This is a genomic window from Moorena sp. SIO3H5, assembly GCF_010692395.1.
Lineage (GTDB): Bacteria > Cyanobacteriota > Cyanobacteriia > Cyanobacteriales > Coleofasciculaceae > Moorena.
In genome coordinates, this window is record NZ_JAAHHS010000647.1 from 1 (window position 1) to 2811 (window position 2811).

4 protein-coding genes and 1 pseudogene are annotated in these 2811 nt (G+C 40.8%); 3 read left to right on the top strand and 2 right to left on the bottom strand.

Annotated features, from left to right (window positions below):
* Together F6K52_RS35005 and F6K52_RS35010 are read right to left on the bottom strand one after the other, a co-directional pair.
* Positions 1-307 (bottom strand): annotated as a pseudogene (locus F6K52_RS35005) (RNA-guided endonuclease TnpB family protein); the annotation flags it as partial.
* A gap of 298 nt (positions 308-605) precedes the next feature.
* Positions 606-743, bottom strand: coding sequence for a hypothetical protein (locus F6K52_RS35010; protein ID WP_293089589.1), 138 nt, complete (start codon positions 741-743; stop codon positions 606-608).
* A 139-nt stretch (positions 744-882) separates the two neighbouring features.
* Here F6K52_RS35010 and F6K52_RS35015 point away from each other — a divergent pair, with 139 nt between their 5' ends.
* The 3 genes from F6K52_RS35015 (at position 883) to F6K52_RS35025 (ending at position 2785) form a co-directional block, all read left to right on the top strand.
* Positions 883-1668 (top strand): hypothetical protein, encoded by a 786-nt coding sequence (locus F6K52_RS35015; protein ID WP_293089591.1) that lies wholly within the window; start codon positions 883-885, stop codon positions 1666-1668.
* A 162-nt stretch (positions 1669-1830) separates the two neighbouring features.
* Positions 1831-2586, top strand: coding sequence for a hypothetical protein (locus tag F6K52_RS35020; protein ID WP_293089593.1), 756 nt, complete (start codon positions 1831-1833; stop codon positions 2584-2586).
* The gene (locus tag F6K52_RS35025) at positions 2567-2785 is read left to right on the top strand and encodes a hypothetical protein (protein ID WP_293089595.1); all 219 of its coding nucleotides are present in this window, start codon (positions 2567-2569) and stop codon (positions 2783-2785) included. Before F6K52_RS35020 ends, F6K52_RS35025 begins: the two co-directional genes overlap by 20 nt.
* Positions 2786-2811: the final 26 nt, after the last annotated feature.

A 2811-nucleotide genomic window follows, 5' to 3' on the forward strand; every position in this document is an offset into this window, starting at 1 on the left:
TCTTTTGAAAACGGGGAAATCCTTTCTTCCCAGGCACTTTCTTTTTACAGTTGTCAAAGAATCGAACAACTGATGACCATGCCCTTTCAGCGCTAGACTGACGAGCAGTAGAGTTTAACTCATTAGCAAAAGGGAATTTTTTAGCAAGAACTGCACTGTATTTGTTTAGGTCAAATTTGTTAAGCCCTTTATTGTCCATCCAATATCTAAGACAACTATTTCGGATGAATTTCACAGTCCGAATAGCCTCATCTATAGCTAAATACTGAGATGGTTTTCCTTTCGCTTTAAACTCTAAAATAATCATCAGTTTCGACCTTACTGCGACTATTTTAGTCTAGCACTACCAGAATAAAATGTCAAATCCTAGTCAATATTCTTTCAAGGCGGCTAAAGCCGCTATTCGCTTTCATCCCGGAGACGAAACCTGATTAATAGGGCAGCCTTAATCATAAAGTTTTAAACCTTTTATGCATAGCCGACAAACCATAAAGGCTGCCCTATTCTTGCGGTAACTTCTAACCCGCTCGCTTTGTGACGGGGTTTTCAGCGTTTCACCTCTTTATAAATCCTCAGCCCTCAGCCCTCAGCTATCAGCTAATGCGCTACGCGCCGCTACTTGAGGTGCTATCAACCATTAGCCATTGGCCTGTGCCTACCGTACTAGATCGGTGCTTATGGGCTATGGGCACGCTGTCTTGATGCAGTCGCTCATGGGGGAAACCCCCAAGACCGCGCTGCATCGCTACTAGATCGGTACTTTTGAATAAAATAAGCACCGATCTAGTAGCGTGAGCTGTTAGCTGACGGCTGAGCGCTGACGGCTGAATGCTTACCTTTGTACTAAAGTTAAAGTTAGTGTAATCACTGCTAACTTTGACCATGGCTAGAATTCGAGGTATAGGGATAATTATCCAAGCCCTAATACCAGTTATTTACTTATTAGTAGTTAGTATCACCTTAGCCACGATTGTGCTGGATATCAACAGTCTTGTGGGTGGACCAGTACAAGAAATCGATAGCGCTTTGGTGGCTATCAGTGGCAAATTCGAGCAAACTGGAAATGTGATTGGTAGTGCCATAGCACCGATTGGTGATCTAGAGAAAAAACTGGCTAAAACTGTCAAAACAATTGATAGTATTCCTGAAGAAATAGAGCTTCCGACTATTCCGATTCCTGATGTTAAACTGCCGATTAAACCAAAAGTTAAATTGAGCAGCAGGGAGTTGAATAAGCCAGTTGTGTTCGTATTTGATATTCCCAAGATTCCTAAAAAACCTATTATTAAGATTCCTAAGGTGCGAGTTGAGGTTGAAAAGATACCTGTTGCTTTACCTGATATTCCTGGAGTGAAGGTTAGTGTATCAGGACTAAAAGAAACGAAAGCCCTTTTAACTAAGAATGTTGAAATTATTGGCAGTTTAAATAACGTTATTGGTATTCTTCCCAATATTGAAGTAATTAGAGACCATTACCAAAGACTAATTGCTGGTGAGCAGGGCTTACTAGTAATCATTAACAAAATTTGCGGTAATCTATTGGTTATGATCATGCTGTTGGTAGGGACTGTGCTACTTTCATTACCCTGGTTGGTTGTGAAATATATCAAGTGGGCTTCCCCTCAGCTAACTGCTGGATGGCAATTAATCAGGGGAGTATCTGAATAGGGAACAGGGAACAGGGAACAGGGAACAGGGAACAGGGAGCAGGGAGCAGGGAGCAGGTAAGATATAAGACAACAAAAATTATATGTACTTGATTAGACTAGAAACAACTTGAGCTGGACAAGGTGATTAATTGAATAGAGATAAGATAATAGAGGTAAGAGAATGAGAGTTGATCAAAGCAGTGGGTTAAGGCAACGACTTAATGGTATAGTTATGATTATCAATGCCTTAATACCGATTATCTTAGTAGTGGTATTTTTGATTACTTTTTTAACAATTTTACATGATATCAAGAGTCTAGTCAGTGGTCCTTTAGTGGAAATCAATAACACCCTAGTGGAAGTGAAGCAGACTACTCAAAAGGCAAAAGCAGAAATTGGTAATATCCTAGAACCCATCAAAACAATAAATGCAGAAGTGCAAGAAGCATTCGAGATAGTTGAACAGATTCCTACTGGAGTGAGTTTGCCGGATCTTGGCATCCCAGATGTTAATCTTCCGGTGAAACCAGATGTCAACTTGGGGGGTGGATTTCCGCCTAAGGTGAATATCGAAATGAAAGACGTTTCAGTGGCTATGCCTACTATTCCTGGGTTTGAAGTACCAGTGGTTGGTTTGCAACAGGTCAAGGCAGTGTTAAAGGATAATTTGGAAATACTTAGGGTTTTTAATACTATTGTCAGCGGTATTCCTAACCTCGATTCCCTTAGAGACGATTCCCAAAAAATTGTAGCAGGAGTGCAGGAGTTGGTGAACGGAATTCAGAAAATCGGGAGCAAGGTATTAGGACTGATTATATTTAGCGCAATTATGGTGATACCCTGGTTAATTAAGTTATGTATAGTTCCCTACGCTACCTGGGCTTACGGTCAGCTCACCACAGGATGGGCATTAGTTCGTGGTCAACTTACTGAATAAATCACGCTACGCGAACAGCTATCAGCGGTCAGCGGTCAGCTACTCCCTACTCCCTACTCCCTACTCCCTACTCCCTGCTCCCTTTGCTATAGATAAATTATATAGTTATATAAGTTTTTGTATGACGGTGGATAAAAGCGAAATGGCTATTCTCGGGTGGGGTGTTTTACTCTTCTATTTATTTTTTCATCAATTATGATGATGTTTTTTACCACTTACTTGCAT

What these genes read in the sequence shown, in the direction of transcription:
- F6K52_RS35020 (WP_293089593.1), top strand. Translation starts at nt 1,831, where the DNA reads ATGAGAGTTGATCAAAGCAGTGGGTTAAGGCAACGACTTAATGGTATA.
- F6K52_RS35010 (WP_293089589.1), bottom strand. Translation starts at nt 743, where the DNA reads ATGCAGCGCGGTCTTGGGGGTTTCCCCCATGAGCGACTGCATCAAGAC.
- F6K52_RS35015 (WP_293089591.1), top strand. Translation starts at nt 883, where the DNA reads ATGGCTAGAATTCGAGGTATAGGGATAATTATCCAAGCCCTAATACCA.